This window comes from Lactobacillus colini (assembly GCF_017874575.1).
Classification (GTDB): domain Bacteria; phylum Bacillota; class Bacilli; order Lactobacillales; family Lactobacillaceae; genus Lactobacillus; species Lactobacillus colini.
The window spans coordinates 244,576-260,887 of sequence record NZ_JAGGLU010000001.1; the positions used below are offsets into that span (position 1 = coordinate 244,576).

Annotated in this window: 10 protein-coding genes and 1 other annotated feature; of the genes, 9 read left to right on the top strand and 1 reads right to left on the bottom strand. The window is 34.2% G+C overall.

What is annotated here, in order from left to right; all coding sequences use genetic code 11:
- The first annotated feature begins 1 nt into the window (after position 1).
- The 6 genes from J2Z60_RS01245 to J2Z60_RS01270 all read left to right on the top strand — a co-directional run bounded on the left by J2Z60_RS01245 (position 2) and on the right by J2Z60_RS01270 (position 9,389).
- Complete coding sequence (locus J2Z60_RS01245) at positions 2 to 415, top strand: DivIVA domain-containing protein (RefSeq protein WP_209685584.1); 414 nt, start codon at positions 2 to 4, stop codon at positions 413 to 415.
- Positions 416 to 690: 275 nt separating this feature from the next.
- Positions 691 to 935 (top strand) — a binding site (T-box leader).
- A 68-nt stretch (positions 936 to 1,003) separates the two neighbouring features.
- On the top strand, positions 1,004 to 2,629 hold the full coding sequence (locus J2Z60_RS01250) for a peptide ABC transporter substrate-binding protein (protein ID WP_209685586.1): 1,626 nt from the start codon (positions 1,004 to 1,006) through the stop codon (positions 2,627 to 2,629).
- 13 nt (positions 2,630 to 2,642) lie between these two features.
- Entirely contained in the window at positions 2,643 to 3,848 is a 1,206-nt protein-coding gene (locus tag J2Z60_RS01255) for a metal-dependent hydrolase family protein (RefSeq protein ID WP_209685588.1), read from the top strand.
- 216 nt (positions 3,849 to 4,064) lie between these two features.
- Positions 4,065 to 8,945, top strand: coding sequence for a S8 family serine peptidase (locus J2Z60_RS01260; protein ID WP_209685590.1), 4,881 nt, complete (start codon positions 4,065 to 4,067; stop codon positions 8,943 to 8,945).
- A 76-nt stretch (positions 8,946 to 9,021) separates the two neighbouring features.
- Entirely contained in the window at positions 9,022 to 9,213 is a 192-nt protein-coding gene (locus J2Z60_RS01265; protein WP_209685593.1) for a family 1 glycosylhydrolase, read from the top strand.
- A gap of 17 nt (positions 9,214 to 9,230) precedes the next feature.
- Positions 9,231 to 9,389 (top strand): hypothetical protein, encoded by a 159-nt coding sequence (locus tag J2Z60_RS01270; protein WP_209685595.1) that lies wholly within the window; start codon positions 9,231 to 9,233, stop codon positions 9,387 to 9,389.
- A 125-nt stretch (positions 9,390 to 9,514) separates the two neighbouring features.
- On the opposite strand, the gene J2Z60_RS01275 is transcribed toward J2Z60_RS01270, so the two are convergent.
- Positions 9,515 to 13,093 (bottom strand): mucin-binding protein, encoded by a 3,579-nt coding sequence (locus J2Z60_RS01275; RefSeq protein ID WP_209685597.1) that lies wholly within the window; start codon positions 13,091 to 13,093, stop codon positions 9,515 to 9,517.
- A gap of 239 nt (positions 13,094 to 13,332) precedes the next feature.
- Here J2Z60_RS01275 and J2Z60_RS01280 point away from each other — a divergent pair, with 239 nt between their 5' ends.
- From J2Z60_RS01280 to J2Z60_RS01290, 3 genes are all read left to right on the top strand, one after another.
- Positions 13,333 to 14,487 carry an oxidoreductase gene (locus J2Z60_RS01280; protein ID WP_209685599.1) on the top strand — a complete coding sequence of 385 codons (1,155 nt, stop codon included), beginning with the start codon at positions 13,333 to 13,335 and terminating at the stop codon, positions 14,485 to 14,487.
- Positions 14,488 to 14,763: 276 nt separating this feature from the next.
- Positions 14,764 to 15,408, top strand: a complete 645-nt coding sequence (locus J2Z60_RS01285; protein WP_209685601.1) for a nitroreductase family protein — start codon at positions 14,764 to 14,766, stop codon at positions 15,406 to 15,408.
- Positions 15,409 to 15,585: 177 nt separating this feature from the next.
- On the top strand, positions 15,586 to 16,311 hold the full coding sequence (locus J2Z60_RS01290; RefSeq protein WP_209685603.1) for a GntR family transcriptional regulator, LSA1692 subfamily: 726 nt from the start codon (positions 15,586 to 15,588) through the stop codon (positions 16,309 to 16,311).
- Position 16,312 lies beyond the last annotated feature (1 nt).

The window sequence follows — 16,312 nt, forward strand, 5'->3', positions numbered from 1 at the left end:
TATGGCTAGTTTAGAAGATATTAAATTAACACCAGAAAATATATTAAAAAAACAATTTAGAGCCAAAATGAAAGGCTACGATCAAGAAGAAGTAGATGCTTATCTAGATCAAATAATCTCAGACTATGAAAATTATGATAAGATAATTGCTAACTTACAAAATCAAATAGCTAGTCTAAATCAGCAGTTAGCTCAAGCTAAGGCTAGTCAAAATAATACTTTTAAGAGTAAAGTTGAAGATGATGATGTAAAGACATATAATCCAACTAAAGTATCAAACAGTAATTACGATGAGAGTAGCAGCGAGATTACTACTAATGTCGCAATGATTCAGCGCATCTCAACCTTGGAGCGGAAAGTCTATAATATTGAACAACGTTTAAATCACCAAGATAGAACTTATAAGGCTAATTAGGATCTATGATCCATCCTTAGCCAAGTATATAGTCTATATGTAAGAATTTTATTTAAGTCAGTCCATTATTGAGGCTGGCTTTTTTGTTGTTCGTAAAAGTTCTATTTATCTAAGGACTAAGTTAATTGTATTTGTCACTAAAAGGAGTATAAAATTAAGTTAGCGGCATTTAATAGTGATCTAAAATAAATGTATTAAGAATTAAATTTATAAATAATTAAAAAAGCATTTGACTTTTAACTTTTGTGTAGTATGATTATTATCAACAAAATAAATAGAGAGCTTTGATAAGGAAAGTAAGAAGAGATAATACTTTTAGAGAGTTTCTGGTTGGTGAAAAGAAATAGTTGACACTCTTGCTGAAAATCACCTTTGAGCAGAATTTGCGATATTAGTGAATGCAGGGACCGCCCTTTATAGCGGCGACGTATCGCTTACTAATTAGTAGGCCGCACGTGCATGAGGCCAGTATTCTATACTGGTAAAAGATAGGTGGTACAGCGCAATCAGCGCCCTATTAGGTCAAGTTGATCTAGTAGGGCGCTTTTTTTATTACCAAGGCTTAATAAAAATTATGGAGGAAAGCATATGGCTCACTCAAAAAGTTATTACATGAAATTATTATTAACAATGGGATCCGCACTAGCTTTATCTGCATGCACAAGTGCGAAATCTACTAGTACAGATAAAGATCATAACGCTATTTCTTGGATGACAACCTCAGAAATTCAAACTCTAGATCAATCTAAAATGGTCGATACTACTAGTGGGGAACAGGCTAAGAATGTATTTGAAGGGTTATATCGAGTTGTGGATGGCGGCAAGGTTGTTCCTGGGGTAGCTAAAAGCTCTAAAGTAAGTAAAGACGGTCTAACTTGGACTTTTTATTTAAGAAAGAATGCTAAGTGGAGTGATGGTAGTCCTGTTACCGCGCAAGATTTTGTGTTTTCGCTGAGAAGAACTTTAGACCCTAAGACTAAATCTCAACAACAAAACTTTTTTCAAGCAGTAAAGAATGCTAATGATGTTGTTGCTGGTAAAAAGAATCCTAGAGAATTAGGAGTTGAAGCTAAGAGTAGTCATATCCTTGTAGTCCATCTAACTCATCCGGTTCCATACTTTAAAAAATTAGAATGGAATCCTGAAAATCAGAATGCAGTAAAAAAATATGGTAATAAATACGGAACAGCTTCGAAGTATATGGTCTACAATGGTCCATTTGTAAGTAAAGGTTGGTCAGGCACTAATTTGAGTTGGAAATTAGTTAAAAATAAATACTACTGGGATGCAAAAGATGTCAAATTGGATCAGGTAAACTATACAGTAGTAAAGACACCTTCAACTGACTATAACATGTACCAGTCGGGTAAGTTAGATGGAGCATATTTAGATACACAAGCATCTAAAGAATTAAAAAATCAGTCTGATTATCAAGTATTTAAATTAGATAGAACAGAATATCTAACATTTAACGTTTCTAAAAATAAGCTTTTAGCTAATGCAGATTTTAGAAGAGCTGTTTCGATGGCATTAGATCGAAAAACTTTGGCTAATACTGTAGGTGCAGCTAATACGGTAGCAACTACTTTTGTTGGTCCACAAGATATGGCTGATGGAAAAAATTTCAATGCTTATGCTGAGAAGTTATTAAAAAATAAGAAATTTACCACTTATGATAAATCTTTAGCAAATTTGTATTTAAATAAGGCGTTAAAATCTTTAGGCAAAAATAAAGTTGAATTTACATTGGCTGGTGATGATGACGACATATCTAAGAAGGTAATGGAATATATTCAAAGTCAATTAGAAAGTACTTTTAATAAAAAAGTTATGGTCAATGTTCATAGTATGCCTAAAACATCAAGAGTAAGCCAAATGTTAAATGGTGATTATGAAGTAGACTATACTGGGCTAACATCCGGTTATACTGATCCATATTCAATGCTTAGTGTAATGCGTACAGGTGAGAACTATAACTTTGGGAGGTGGAGTAATAATAAATTCGATAATGCATTAAATGAGTCAAATAGAGAGATGAATTCAAAGCAAAGACTTAATTATCTAGTTGAGGCGGCTCAAGTTATGAATGATGAACAGCCACTTTCACCATTATTCCATGATGGTCAAGCTTGGATGGTTAAGAAAAATATCCATAACTTAGAATTCAGTATGGGTAGCTTTAGTTTTAGAAATGTATATGTTGGTAATAAATAAAGAGGTATAAAAAATGACGGAAACAGTGTTTGTAAATTGCAATTTATTTGTTGGAACAGAAGATAAAGTACTAAAAAATGCCTGGTTTGTTGTAGATAATGAGACAGGTAAGTTAACTGAGCAAGGAACGGGAGAATGTCCTCGTAGAGTAGAAAATAAGGTTGATTTAAAGAATCAATATGTAATGTCAGGCTTGTTGAACTCTCATACTCATATTGCGGCAGATCCTAGAACTGATAAATGGTACCCCGAAACAGAAACATCAGGCACTTATAATGCCCTTAAAAATTTAGAAAAGGGTTTACAAGGTGGAGTAACTTATATAAGAAGTTGTGGTGTAGCATTTGATATAGATGTGAAACTTGCTCAAATGAGAAAAGAGTTGCCATTTGACGGTCCGCAAATAATGCCAGCAGGGATGCCAATCTCTATTCCCGGAGGTCATGCAGATTCACTAGTTGGAGAAAATAATGATCAAAATGTAGCTCATATTGTTAATTCTGTAGATGACGTTAGAAAGGCAGTTCGACTCCAGTTTAAAAAAGGAGCTAAAAACATTAAGTTAATGGCAACAGGTGGAGTTATGTCGCAAGGTGATCAAGTTGATGACACTGAGTTATCACTTGAAGAAATGAAGATGGCAGTACAAGAAGCTCATTTGAAACACATGACTGTCTGTGCTCATGCTCAAGGCGAATTAGGTATTCATTACGCAGTACTAGCAGGAGTTGATTCAATTGAACATGGATTTTATGTGAGTGATGAAGATATTGAATTAATGAAGAAGCAAGGAACTTTCTTATCGCCTACCTTGACTGCAGGTAATCAAATTGTAGAACACGGTAAAGGAAAGCTTTCTGACTTTTCTTATCAAAAAATGTGCACTCATGTTAAGGCTTTTTATGAGCATGTAGGAAAGGCAATTAGAAGTGGAGTTAATTTAGCCTTGGGAACTGATGCAGGTACATTTAACAATCCACTAGAAGATACTGCTAAAGAGTTAGTTGAGTTAGTAAAGGCTGGTGCTACGAATTATCAAGCATTGAGAGCTGGTGGATTAGGATCTGCGACACTAATGAAAGTAGATGATGAATATGGATCTCTAGAACCAGGTAAGTATGCTGATTTTCTAGTTCTTAAGAATAATCCTTTAACAGATGTGGCAGCAGTTCAACAAAAAGATAAACAAGTTTACCAGCATGGTGTCAGAAAGTTTTAATTTGACTTTATTTAAGGACTAGCTAGTAAGTTAATACGGCGTTAGATGACTTAATAGGATCAGTTATCTAACGCTTTTATTGCTTTTATGGATAAAAAATTAAAATAATTAATTTAATCTATTGACTGCGATTATTAAATTATTGTAAAATTTAAATAATTTATTATAATAATGAAATAAAAATAAATTTAAAAGAAGATTTGGAGGAGAAGATGTATGGCTGATTTTCTAAAAGAAGATAAGCTTAGGTATTTGAATAAATCTAGGTCTTTACTAGAGAGCAATCTATCAGTACCTAAATCAAATAAAAAAGTAGTAGCAACCTTAGCGACCCTAGCGTCAGGAGTAGTCATCTTATTATCTACACCAGTCGCAAAAGCTGATACGATAAGCAATACACAAGTCCAAAATAAAACTGAGCAACTACAAAATAAAAACCAAGATCAACAAAACTTAATCTCATCTGTAAAACCTAAAGATGAGAATGATAATAATGAAGGTGAAGAGGAACAAGTCGAAGATGAAGCTGGACATAAGGATAGTAACGGCGTAGAAATAGCTGCCAATAATCAAGATCACCTGAAAGGCAATGTAAAAAGTGCATGGGATCAAGGATATAAGGGTGAGCATACTGCAGTTGCTGTAATTGATTCGGGTGTTGATGTTACTCATAAAGATTTTCAAACAATGCCTAAAAATCCTAAATTAACTGCTGAAGAAATGAAAAAGAAAATTTCTAATTTAGGTTATGGTAAGTATATCAATGAAAAATTTCCATATGTTTATAATGCAGTAGATAATGAAAATGATAATATCAAAGGACCTGATGATGAGCCGCATGGACAACATGTTTCCGGCATTATTGCGGCCGATGGCCATCCTGATGGTGATAAAGAATACATCATTGGTGTAGCTCCTGAAGCTCAATTACTACATTTCAAAGTATTTGGGGATACGACGACTTCTATCGATTTAGCTAGAGAAATAATTGATGCTACTAATTTAGGTGCTGATGTAATTCAAATGTCTTTAGGTGGTGGTGTAGCAGCTAAAGACCTAAAAGATGTTGATCAAAAAGCTGTCCAATACGCAATTGATCATGGAGTAATCGTTTCAATTTCAGCTTCAAACAATGGTAATGCTGCTTCCGTAGATGATCCGAGTCACTTAACTAATACTGATGAATACATTGCTGGTGGAAATGCTGGTAATTATCAGCCATTTTCATCAAGTACGGTTGCTGATCCTGGAGCTTCGCAGAATGCAATTACAGTAGCTGCAGAAACGTCTGGCTTAGGTAAAAATAGCGATATGGCTTCATTTACTTCTTGGGGTCCATTACCTGATTACACATTGAAGCCCGATGTGTCTGCACCGGGTTCAAATGTAATCTCTACTGGAAATAGTGATAGCTATATAAGTATGAGCGGTACATCAATGGCTGGTCCATTCGTTGCAGGAGCTGCCGCTTTAGTTAAACAGAGATTATCTAAAACTAATCCCGAATTAAAGGGTGCTAAATTAGTAGCTGCTGTAAAGGCACTATTAATGAACACTGCTCATCCTCAGACCCAAAATGGGTACGATGTTCTTGTTTCACCAAGGCGTCAAGGTGCAGGACAAATAGATGTTGGAGCTGCTACCGCTGCGCCAGTTTATATCACTGCAAGTGATGGTACTAGTTCAGTAAGTTTAAGAAATATTAGTGAATCAACTAACTTTGATTTAACTTTCCATAATCTAAGTGATGAAGCTCAATCTTATAGTTTTGATGATTTTGGCGGTGGTTTTACTGAAAAGCGCGAGAAAGATACTGGCATCTTCCATGATGAACAACTAGCTGGTGCTAAAGTTTCAGGAGTAACAGAATTTACAGTAGAACCTAAAAAAGATAAAACTATTAACTTTAAGCTCAATTTAACCGGTCTTAGAAAAAATCAATTAGTTGAAGGCTTCTTAAATTTCACAAATAAAGTAGACAAGAGTACTTTGGTAGTTCCATATTTAGGCTATTATGGTGATATGACTTCTGAGAATGTATTTGACCAAAATGCTAATGATCCTAAGGGAGCTGATATTAAAGGGAATAGATTTGTTAATGAAGATAACTTCCCGAGGGGAATTGCTGATGAAGAGTCTTTAAAGAGTCTAGTTAATATTGATAGTAACTACGATTGGCAACAAGTAGCTAAGCTTTATGAGACTGGCAAAGTAGCATTTTCACCAAACTCTGATAGCAGGAGCGATATTATTAAGCCATATGCTTACCTTAAACAAAATCTTGAAGATTTAAAAGTTGAGATTCTCAATTCTGATGGTAAAGTAGTTCGTGTTCTAGCAGATTCACATGGTGTTGAAAAATCATACTATGAAGATGGCGCAGGTACGGCAGTAGATTTTGGCTATTCTGCTAACAATCCAGATGCATTTGAATGGGATGGTAAATTATATGATTCAAAAACTGGTGAAATGGTAACTGCGCCAGATGGTCAATATACTTATAGATTCATTGCTACATTAGTAAATGACGGTCCACATAAGCTTCAAACTAATGATACACCAGTTATAATTGATACTACCGCACCCGTTTTAAGCAATATTACTTACGATCCTATTAACTTTACGATCAAGGGAAATTACAAAGATCAAGGTGCTGGTTTCACCGATTACTCATATGCTACGGTAACTATTAACGATAATGTCTTTGGTTTTAAGCTTAATGATGGTGATTCTAAGTTTATTGATAAGGATAAGACAATTGGTCAATTTATATTTACTTTAAATGATGATGAAAAGGCTGCATTATCGAATGCAGATAATAAGATGACCATCGCAATTTCCGATGCTGCTGATAATACGGCTAGCCAAACTATTTCGGTATCTCCTGTTTCAAATAAAAGACAAGTTTCTATTTGGAATGCAATTAATGGACTTAATTTCGATAAAAAATCTGCAGATTACGATGCAAAAACTAAAACTTATTTATTAAGAGGTAACTCTAAGACTGACTTTTATGTGAATAAGAAATTAGTTCAAGTAGACGATCAAGGTAACTTTGTTTTCCCAGTTGGTTCAAAAGATGAAAAACTTGTCTTTTCAACTGATGCAGCTGGTAAAAATGTTGTAGGTAGCTTTACAACAGTAACTCCAAAAGCTAAATTTGCATGGCAACATGTAAACGGTGAAGATAAGTCATTTGGAATTCCTGTGTACTCAATTGAAGGTACTGATCCTAATGATATTGTTGTTCAAGCAGCAGTTTCTAAAGGTGAAAATGTCCATGCTTTTGCTAAGGACTACTTTGAAGGAACTGTGTATGAGGGAGAAGTTAAGGATGGAGTTGCTACTTTCCATGTAAAAACTTCTATCAATAAAGATGACAAAACTGGCATTTTTAAGAGAGCTTTACTTCAAGGTTGGACAGAAATCACTGGACCAGGATTCAATAATAAGCAGAAAACAGATCCTGATCCAATTGAGGATGCTAACTATATCGGCATTTATTATAATCCAGATGCGACTAAACATAATCCGTATACTAATCGTGATGATTTAGGTGTAGAGAATTTTAAGGATGAAAACGCAAATCCAGATGACTTTAAACCAGGTTATTATCCTGGCTATGAAGCACCTAAAGAGGGCAGTCCTGATTTAACATTTGATTACTTGAGTGATAATAATGTTTCTACTCTTAATCAAGAAGCAATTACTAATGGCTGGTATGATCCAAAGACTCATATGTTTACTCTAACGGGTAAAGCAAATAAAAATGTTAAAGAATTGATTTTCTTAGCTCATGGCTTATCTGAAAATGATCCTCAAAATAAAGTTAACATCGGAAAAGATGGTAAATTCAGTGTTTCATTTAAGATAGATGATCCTGCTACTAGACAAATATCTTACTTGTACAAGACTAAAGGCAAAGGTGATAGTAAGGAAGATAGTGTAACACGTGGTTCAATGACCTTGATATTAGACACGATTGCACCTACGTTAACTATTAACGGTCTAGAGACTAAAGATGGCTTAGAAATAACCACAAATAAACCAATGTTCAAGTTGAGTGGAGAAGCTAACGATAATTTAGATGGTTACAGTGTGTTTATTAATGGTGATAATGTCTTTACTCAGTATGGAAAGAGCGGATATAACTACATACCAGAACTAGCTACAAATGGAACAGTCAATAATTACGGTAGTTACAAGTTTGATCGCGAAGAAGTATTGAATGATCAAGGGAAACAACCTACGACGCACATCTTCACTGTTAGTGTTGTTGATCAATTAGGTAATAAGGTAGAGAAGAAAATTATCGTTCATTACGATCCAAACTGGTTGGAAAAAACTGATAATGTTGAACAATTCAATACCGGCAGCGAAAGTGTAACTGAACCAATAACTAAAGCTATTAATCCAGTTAGTCCAGTAAGTGAGCAAAGTAAACCAGTTACGGTAAATGATGCTCAGAAAGTTACTAGTAAAAAAATTGAGCTAACCCATAATAGTTTTATATATGATTCAGAAGGTAATGTGATAGTACAAAATAACCATACTAGCTCTCTAAAGAAAGGCGAAAAAGTTATTGTTTTGAAAAACGGTAAGATTTTTACTATTAAGGGTAAACAATTCTACCAAATCGGTAGTAATTCATTTATCAAGGTGGCAAACACCTTACCGAATAAGAAGATATTGTTAACACACAATAGCTTTATATATAACTCTAAGGGAAAAGTAGTACTTAGCCATAAGAAAAAACACATTTTACTCAGAAAAGGTGAAGAAATAGAAGCATTGTATAATGCTAGAGTCGTCACTATTAAGGGTAAGAAGTTCTACCAAATTGATAAAAATAGCTTCGTTAAAGTCGCAAATACTTTACCAAATAAAAAAATAGAACTGACGCACAATAGCTTCGTATATGATGCTAAAGGAAAATTAGTTCATAAACATGGTAAACATATTTTACTAAAGAGAGGTGAAACAATAGCAGCACTATACGATGGCAGAATTATCACTATCAATGGTAAACAATTCTACCAAATTGATAAAGATAGTTTCATTAAGGTAGCTAATACCTTAAAGTTTTTTAAATACTAGAGTATATTTTAAAAATTAATCTAATAAAGTAAAAACCAAGAATATCAGATATTAATCTATAAATATCTGATAATTCTTGGTTTTATTATTTGTAAAACAACTCTTTCATGTACCTGTTTTAGGTCATTTACCGTGGGGATGTATCGACTTGCTGAGTGCAAGTGGTAATTATAAGAAGAGATATGGCCTTGTATATGCTGACTTTGAGCATGACCTTTATCGGTATAAGAACGATAGTTTCTATTGGTATAAAAAGGTTATAGCTTAGAACGGAAGGAAATTATAATGTACTTGCAATTAGTTACTAATGAAGTTGTGATTGCTTCTAAATGGTTAAACAAGGAGAGTATGGATTCAGAAGAGGATAAGGCAATATTTTTGAATCATAAACCTAGCTTAAAACCCTATTTCATTAGTAATGAAACGACTATTTTGGTAAATTAGTTAACTTACTGCAATAGACATATTTGAAAATATATACGCTAAAAATAAAAAGTCGCTAGAGATGTTTAAAACTCTAGCGACTTTTTCTATGTATTTAGCCCGTCTTAATTTTATTATTTTATGCTTTATTTTCTTTTTGGCCTAAATGCCAAAGAGATGGCACTAATTAATGCAGTAAGACCTAGGATAGCTAAGATATTTGTTTGTTTTGCTCCAGTTTCTGGCAGCTTAGCGCTAGCAGAATTTGATTTATTAGTAGAATTGATTACTGGAGTCTTATACGATTTAGCAAATGTCTGTTCAGAAGCTTTACTTGCATTTGTAATCTTTTGATCAGAATTTGTCTTATTAGTCTTATTAGGTTTACTATTATGACTTTCTTCGTTTGTAGAAGGGGAATTAGTCGTGTCAGCAACAGTTTGTGGATTATTGTTTTCTGTTTTTTCTGGTTCATTAGCTGGCACATTAGTTGGGACGTTTTGCGAATTAGTCGTGTCATTAGGTTGTTCAGTTTCGGAATTGATCTGAGTATAACTAACTTTATAAATTTCCCCATCTGGACTGGTTGAACTTATTTTAGGAATTTGTTCAACTGTCTTACCATCCTTAGTAATAGTCATCTTGTAACCATCAATTTGTTCAGGAATGAAGGAATCGACTTTAGTAGGTTTCCACTCATCAGTTGTTTGGTCACCAGTAACCTTATCAGTTGTAATTGTTCTGGTAAATTCACCAGTCAAGTTGTTGCTATCAGGTGAGTTTTTATCAGGCTTTTGAACGATTATGGTTTGATGAATTGCCTTGGTGTCAGTTTGTTTATCTAATTGATGGATTAACATGATGTAGCGGTCTTTACCATCAATTGTAACGCTGGTAAGATCTTCTTGACCATTTGCCAAAGCATAATTGTCTGGAGTAATTTTAGTTAACTTATAAGTTGAGCCAATAACTTGCTTATTGATGTCTTCATCTTGAACTAGTTTAAATCCATTAGGACCACTTGGATCCTTAGTTTCACTATCTAACCAATAAATATGCTGGTTAGTAGTTTTCTCAGGTTGCTTAATTTGAGTGTAGCTAATCCGATAAATTTCTCCGTCCGGGCTGGTTGAACTTATTTCAGGTATTTGATCAACCGTCTTGCCATCCTTAGTAATAGTCATCTTGTAACCATCAATTTGTTCAGGAATGAAGGAATCGACTTTAGTAGGTTTCCACTCATCAGTTGTTTGTTTACCAGTAACTTTATCAGTTGTAATTGTTCTGGTAAATTCACCAGTCAAGTTGTTGTTATCAGGTGAATTTTTATCAGGCTTTTGAACGATTACAGTTTGATGAATTGTCTTGGTGTCAGTTTGTTTATCTAATTGATGGATTAACATGATGTAGCGATCTTTGCCATCAATTGTAACGCTGATAAGAGAATCTTGATTGTTTGCTAAAGCATAATTATCAGGAGTAGCTTTAGTTAATTTATAAGTTGAGCCAATAACTTGTTTATTAATATCTTCTTCTTGAACTAATTTAAATCCATTAGGACCACTTGAATCCTTAGATTCGCTATCCAGCCAATAAATATGTTGGCTAGTGGTTTTCTCAGGTTGCTTAATTTGAGTATAGCTAACTTTATAAATTTCTCCATCTGGACTGGTTGAACTTATTTCAGGTATTTGATCAACTGTCTTACCATCCTTAGTAATAGTCATCTTATAACCATCAATTTGTTCAGGAATGAAGGAGTCAACTTTAGTAGGTTTCCACTCATCAGTTGTTTGGTCACCAGTAACCTTATCAGTTGTAATTGTTCTGGTAAATTCACCTGTCAAATTATTATTATCAGGTGAATTCTTATCAGGCTTTTGAACGATTACAGTTTGATGGATTGTCTTGGTGTCAGCTTTTGTGTCTAATTGGTGGACTAGCATGATATAGCGATCCTTGCCATCAATTGTAACGCTGGTAAGATCTTCTTGACCATTTGCCAAAGCATAATTATCAGGAGTAGCTTTAGTTAATTTATAAGTTGAGCCAATAACTTGTTTATTAATATCTTCTTCTTGAACTAATTTAAATCCATTAGGACCACTTGAATCCTTAGATTCGCTATCTAACCAATAAATATGTTGGCTAGCGGTTTGATTATAGTGAAAAACAATCTCAGTAGGGAATAAAGAATATTTTCCAGCAGGAATTCCAGTGATAGTGGATTTTTCATAGTCAGGATGCTGTTTTTCAAAATAGGTGACTAAACTGCTTGTATCATAATTTTCATCGCCACTATAAGTAGAACTATAAGATGCTAAAGTTTTGTCTTTTGTGTCGTCAACAAACTTTACAGAAACAGGCTTATAGTTTAGACCATAGAATTTAAGATAATTAGGTTGGTAAAAGCCATACCCTTTAAGACTACCTACGCGTCCAATAACTACATATCCGTATTTTTTAGATACAGAATCCGTGTGTTCATCGATTGCGTCGGTATAGTCGTAATATTGATTTGTACGCGTTGGTAGAATTGCATCAGCACCTTTAATAGTTGAATCTTTATCTGTAAAAATAATTGGTGCTAATGGAGTAGATGCTCCTGACTCAGAATCTTGATTCAACTTCTTATAAACATAGACAATTTTAATTGGATTAGGATCAGTTACAGAATTCCAAGTTTGTCCAACTTTTCCTGATGCGTTGGCAGGTGTTGTGACCAGTTCATACCCAGGTACATACAAGGGATTAGTTGAATAGTCTTCATTTTCAGCTTTATAGAATGGAGCATTTTTAGTGGCAACTAAAGCATTGCTGGTTGACATGGTTACTTGATACAATAAATTCCCTTGTTCATCTTGTCCGGATATTTCCAGTGGAGATAGTGGTAAGTATTGAACATACAAATCTTGAATTCCATTATTAAAGTGGAAATTATCAAGATTATCAACTATCTCACCATCAGGAGAATCTTTGGTTATTTTTCCATGATTGTACCCACGAATTACATAATCATATACTGATGGTTCGAATGAATCTATAGGGGTAGTTGTAGGATCATCGTTAGAAGTACCAATCTGTATATCTGTTTGACCTGCATGTTCTGGGATGGTATTTTTAATAGGCTCACCGGTTAGTCCATTAATATAATGAAAATTAACGATACCAGTGTAGACATTAACTGAAGCTGCAACTTCCTTCCTAGTGCCGTCAGCATAATTAATTACTAAAAATCCGTTCTGTTTACCAGTTTTATTAGGGTCAATATTTTCCCATTGAGCTGTTGTGGCTCCAGTTAGGTCATTAAAGTTCTGAATGGCAGTTTTAGCGTCAGGTAACTGACCCTTTAGTGTAGATAAATTATTGTCGACAATTGGTTCTTGCTCGGCTGACTTTGTTTCATCAGAAGCAGTAGTCTCGGTAAGCGTAGTTTCTACAGGCTTTTTTTCTGTGTTGACTATGCTAGTGTCCTCTTTTTCCGTGTTAACTTTGTTGGTATCTTCTTTTTCTGAAGTTTCAAGCACTTGTTGGGGCTCTTTTTGGCTCTGATCAGGCTTATTAATGCTAGTAACCGGCTGTTCACTAGTTGTATCAGCCTTAACTTGGCTACTGAACAATGCATATGCTGAAGTGGATAATACAACAGACACAATACCGACAGAGAGCTTACGCAGTCCATAATGCAATTTTTCTTCTGAAAAATATGATTTGTTAGATTTCATCATTAACTCCTTTAACTAATTTATTCCATTTTTAACAGCGCTTTCATCGACTTCATTTTAACACTTTTGAAAAAATAAGGTTAGCTGATAATATTTATTTCTTATAATAACCAAAGCTATTACGAAAGTTTGTGTCAGAGGAAGGGGTCTTTTGTGAATATTTTTAACTTACTTTTTATAAGTTAAAATGCTATAATTTGTCTGTAAATAAAAGTAGGTTAGTATGGAGGGCAAAACTCATGAAAAAACTTTCTGATAAAATTACTTTTAAACACGGCACTACCGTCAATAATCGCATGGTTCAATCTCCGATGCTTACAAGTAGTGGAGTTAATGGCGCTAATAGTGAGGACACGTTGAAATATTGGCAAGCAAGGAATAACTCTGCTGGTATGATGATTACGGAATATCATTATGTTAGCCCTGCAGGTGGACCTGCCTTAACCTGGGCTAATGATCGTACACAACTTGCAGCTTACGATGATAAGTTTTTACCAGGTTTAACTAAGTTAGCTGAGACAATGAAAGCTAATGGTAATAAAGCTATCTTACAAATTGCTCATACTGGTCGAGAAGCCAATTGGCGCGCTCACTTAGGCTTGCCAGTTTATGGGCCAACTAGTGCCAATTATCCTTTTCTACCGTATGGCGTACAAGCCCTCACAACTGAAGAGGTTGAGCAAGTTGTGAAAGACTTCGGTGCTGCTACTAAGAGAGCAATTGAATCCGGGTTTGATGGTGTAGAAATTCATGGTGCTAATCATTATTTGATCCAACAGTTCTTTTCTTCATTTTCTAATAAGAGGGATGATAAATGGGGTGAATTTTCTGCTTTTCCACTTGCAGTTGCCAATGAAGTAGCAAGCGTAGTTAAAAAATATGCACCTAAAGACTTTATTTTAGGTTATCGAATCAGCCCAGAAGAGATTAACCCTGATAATATTGGTTATACTTGGCATGAGTCGACTAAATTAGTTGATGAATTAACTAATCAAGTTGATTTTGATTACATTCATTTATCACTACCAAACTATAATGCTAAACCAAATGATTCTGATAAGACGTTTGCAGAGTTATTCCAGCCGGTAATTGGTGAGGGGACTAAGCTGATTATTGTCGGTAATGTAATGAGTCAAGATGCAGCAGAAGACGCGGTTAAATATACTGATTTAGTTGCTGTTGGTCGTGCACAACTTATTGATGCTAACTTTGCTAAGAAGGTTGTCAGTGGTCAAGGAGATAAAATCATTACTGAAATGAGCGATGAAGAAGAAATTGCACAGAAGTTAACACCAGGCTTACGTGAAGTACTTGATCAAAAGACCAAGATGCAGAATTTCGGTAAAATGCTCAAGAATCTGGATTACAGTAAAGCTATTAAAGTTGACGCGTAAAAGGCAGGGAGCTTGAAGAGACAAATAAAAGGGCAATGGATTAAAAAATCTATTGCTCTTTTTTACGTGTGAGAAGTAAGCCAAAGATTAAGTAATTTTACATAATAAAAGTGTTAATTTAACAAAATAAAAATAAAAAACATAATATAAGCTTTTTTGCTTGCAAAAAAGCTAGAATACAAAATTCAACTTCACTCCTAAAATTATTTTATCCAAGTTTATGTAAGCGCTGTATAATTAATAATGAAAGATAGTAGAATATAGGAGTGAACAATTATGGCAATAATAAATAATGATTTTCACGATGTGTTAACTGGCAGACATTCGGTTCGTCGATTTGATCCAAAAGTAAAAATCAGTCGTGATGAGATGAAGGAAATGCTTGCAGAAACTATTACAGCACCGTCAGCATGCAACTTGCAAGCTTGGAAGTTTATAGTGGTTGATACTCAAGAAGGTAGAAGCAAGTTGCATCAATATTTCATGAAATTTAATTTTCCACAAATTGATGATAGTTCCGCAGTACTCTTGGTGTTTGGTAATACTTTAGCTCATAAAAAATATGGTCAATTATGGCACAAGATGTACGAGGATAAAAAAGTAACCAAAGAAGCTATGGAAGCAGCACTTAATACTTTTATGCCACTATATGAGCATGCATCACAAGAAATGCTAAATGCTGATGCAATGGTCGATGCTTCTCTTGCTTCAATGCAGTTCATGTTGGTTGCTAGAGAACATGGCTATGATACTAATGCTATGGCAGGCTATGATGCAAGTAAAGCTGCAATAATTATGGGACTAGATCCTAAACAATACATTCCAGTTATGGCAATTGCTATTGGCAAGCACGATTTTAGTGCTGAAGATGAAATCACTACCACAAGGTATTCGGTAGAGGAATTGACAGACTTTGTTTAGGATGAAATAAATAAGAATATTATCAATAAGCGGAGAGTCGTTACTAGTTATTTTAGTAGGCTTTCCGCTTATTTTTGTCAATTTTAACTTGTAAAATATCAACTAAGAAACCGCTTGCATAAATAGTAAATACTAAGTAGTATATACTATATAGAACAATTTAAAGAGATGACTAAAATGACTAAAAGTCAAAAAATAGCTGATATTATCAAAAAACGTATAGTTGACGGCATCTATTCGCCAAGGCAAAGATTGCCATCTGATTATAGCTTTGCTAAAGAGTTCCATGCATCTAGATTAACCGTTAGAAAAGCAATTGAACAGTTAATTAATGAACAGTTATTGGTAAAAGATCCAGGTAAGGCTACTTATGTAATGCAAAAACAGAGCAGTAAAGTTAAATCGGGTCAATTAGGTTTGCAAAGCTTTACTGAAGTTGCTAAAGAACATCATAAAACAATACATACTAAAGTATTGGAACTTAAAGAATGTAATCAAGTAAGTGCATTTGTGAAGCAAAAGTTACAGTTAGAAACTGAACTGAATCAAAATGTAATCTTTTTAAAAAGAATTAGATTTTGGGATGAGACACCGATGACTTTAGAGAAGATATATATTCCGCAAAAATATCTTCCCAACTTTAAAGAAATAAATTTCCATAGTTCTTTATTCAAGATTTTATCAGAAAGACTAACAATCTCGTATTCACAGGAAGACATTGATGCTATTCCGGCAAGTAAAAGCTTAGCAGAAATATTTGACATAGAAGATAAAGTTCCTGTATTTAAGGTACAATCAACAACTTATACACCTGATGCTCATCCAATCTTATTTGATACATCTTATTATCGTGCAGACAAATATAGTTTTAGTGCTACTTTAATCAGGTCACAAGGAGTATAAA